The 2,275-nt window shown below is 54.3% G+C and carries 3 protein-coding genes; all 3 read left to right on the forward strand.

The annotated features are described in order from the left end of the window. Positions 1–199 (forward strand): hypothetical protein (locus A1359_RS22900; protein WP_198159384.1); only part of this gene is annotated, 199 nt, incomplete at its 5' end. Then, positions 196–564, forward strand: coding sequence for an IS66 family insertion sequence element accessory protein TnpB (gene tnpB, locus A1359_RS16215; RefSeq protein WP_066985484.1), 369 nt, complete (start codon positions 196–198; stop codon positions 562–564). The genes A1359_RS22900 and tnpB, both read left to right, overlap by 4 nt. A 36-nt stretch (positions 565–600) precedes the next feature. Then, a complete protein-coding gene (tnpC, locus tag A1359_RS16220; protein WP_198159385.1) occupies positions 601–2,226 on the forward strand; it encodes an IS66 family transposase in 1,626 nt (541 codons plus the stop codon). Positions 2,227–2,275 lie beyond the last annotated feature (49 nt).

Here is a 2,275-nt window from a genome sequence, read left to right on the forward strand (position 1 = left end):
TTATTGGCGGCGAAAACTTTTCAAAGCGGAGCAGATTGTCCGGCGTAGAGATCCAGCTACTGTCAGCGGTTTTACGCAGGTGGTGGTTGAGCAATCACCCCGTGCGGCGTTAACGCTACAGTTACCCTGTGGTTTGTCTATCCAGGGTATTAGTCATCAGAACCTCGACTTGGTGCATGCCTTGTTGGAGCAACTATGAGTCAGCGTTACCTCAGGCCTTCGATCGCGACACCGCTGATTTATCTGTATCGTGAGCCGATCGATTTTCGTAAACAGGTGAATGGCCTGGCAGCCATCGTCGAACGGGAGTTGGGTCATAACCTGTTTGCTGGCGGCCTGTATGCGTTTACCAATCGCCAGCGCAACAAAATCAAATGCCTGATGTGGGAAGACAATGGCTTTATTCTGTATTACAAGGCCTTGGCGGAGGAGAAATTCCATTGGCCCAAGACGCATGAGCTGGTCATCGCTTTGACGGGCGAGCAGATCAATTGGCTGTTGGACGGTGTCGACATCCAGCAGCTGAAAGGCCATAAAAAATTAGATTATGAGTCTGTTTTTTAAGGGATTTTTACTCGAAAATCGGGTAAAATATCCCTCATGCGTTCAGTCGAAAACAGCCCGATCATTCCCCTCTCCGATGACCGTTTGTCCCCGTCGGCATGGCAGGCTACGCTCGCTGAGCAGGCACACACTATCAGCCAATTACAGCAGACCATCCAGGCCCAGAATGAGGCCTTGCAACAGGCCGCCGAGCAACAAAGACGGCACGAAAACTATATCCAGCTTCTGGAAGAATACCTGCGTTTGGCCAAGCTGCGTCAATACGCCGCCAAAAGTGAAAAAATACCGGGCCAAGGGGATTTGTTCGATGAGGCCGAGCTGGAAGTCGCCTTACAAGAGCAGGCCGCGCAATTGCCGGACGATGAGCCGCACAAGCCCAAGCCGAAAAAACGCCAACGCCAGTTTTCCAGCGCCCTGCCGCGCGTGCGCGTCGACCACTGCTTGACCGAGGCGGAAAAGCAGGGCGCACTCAAAACCTTCTTCACCAAAGTCAAAGAAGAACTCGACTACATCCCCGCCCGCTTGCAAGTCATCGAGCACTGGCAGGAAAAAGCCGTGTTTGAGCACGACGGCAACGAACGCGTCATAGCGGCGGCACGGCCGGTGCATCCGTTGGGCAAATGCGTAGCCAGTGTGGACTTGTTGGCGTATGTGTTGATCAGCAAATATGCGGATGGGCTGCCATTGTATCGGTTGGAAAAGCTGTTCAAACGCAGCGGCCAGGCCGTGGATCGCAGTGATATGGCTCACTGGATCGTGCGCCTGGATCACGTCCTCAAACCCCTGATTACCCTGATGCGAGAAAGCCAAAATAGCTACGATGTGCTGCAGGCCGATGAAACCCGGATTCAGGTGCTCAAGGAAGACGGCAAAACCGCCCAATCCAACCAATGGATGTGGGTAACCTATGGCGGGCCACCGGATAAACCGTCCATTTTGTTTGAATACGATCCCTCGCGTGCCGGCCACGTCATCGAACGCTTGCTCGATGGCTTCAGTGGCGTGCTGCAAGCGGACGGCTATAGTGGTTACGGCACACTCTGTGCCGCCAGCGGCCTGACGCGTATTGGCTGTTGGGATCACGCCCGCCGCAAATTTGTGGAAGCTCGCAAAGTGGCCTTGCCCACGCAAAACCGCGCTAACGACTATTTGACCCTGGCCGACACCGCGCTGCACAAGATCGGTCAACTCTATGCCATCGAACGGGACATCAAAGACCAAACGCCCGAGCAAAAACGGGCGGCTCGGCAAGCCGACAGCCTGCCACGGCTCAACGACCTGAAAGCCTGGCTGGAAGACAACATACCACGCCTGGTCAAAGGCTCTCTGACCCGTAAAGCCATGGAATATACGCTCAACCAATGGCCTTATCTCATTGGCTATTGCGAAGATGGCCGTCTCAACATCAGCAACGTCAACGTCGAAAACGCCATCCGCCCGTTTGCGGTCGGTCGCAAAGCCTGGCTGTTTGCCGATACCAGCCAAGGCGCTCGTGCCAGTGCGACGATTTACTCGCTGATTGAAACGGCTAAAGCCAACGACTTGGAACCCTTCGCCTACTTGCAACACGTCCTCAAGCATATCGGTGCCGCCGATTCCCTGGAGACCATCGAAGCTTTGTTGCCATGGAATATCGCTAGATCGACCCATTCGAGAACATAAAATCAGACTCTGCGCTTTTTGGGTAGAGGGTGGATTTAAGGGCGCTTAC

This window comes from Methylomonas lenta, assembly GCF_001644015.1.
GTDB lineage: Bacteria > Pseudomonadota > Gammaproteobacteria > Methylococcales > Methylomonadaceae > Methylomonas > Methylomonas lenta.